Here is a 256-nt window from a genome sequence, read left to right as displayed (position 1 = left end):
GCCTCCACCATTCGCATCCGCTCTTCATCTTCATTGACCGTATTGCGGGTGAACAGCCGTCCGCGGCCGAGCTGCTCAAGGGCGCGCCGCAATTCTGGTTGAAAAATGATGATGATCGCGAGAAATCCCCAAATGATCGCCTGATCCATCAGCCATTGCAGCGTTGTCAAACCGAGATAATTGCTCACGAAACGAACCAAAATAATTAAAAAAATGCCTTTTAACAGCTGAATGGCCTTCGTCCCGCGAATCATCA

General features: G+C 49.6%; 1 pseudogene. It reads right to left on the bottom strand.

The annotated features are described in order from the left end of the window. Positions 1-256 (bottom strand): annotated as a pseudogene (locus tag LD028_RS09205) (TIGR00159 family protein); the annotation flags it as partial.

The sequence above is a fragment of the Anoxybacillus sp. LAT27 genome (genome assembly GCF_022030075.1).
GTDB lineage: Bacteria > Bacillota > Bacilli > Bacillales > Anoxybacillaceae > Anoxybacillus > Anoxybacillus kestanbolensis.
Note: the sequence above shows the minus strand (reverse complement) of the source record. Positions and strands in the feature narration are given on the sequence as shown.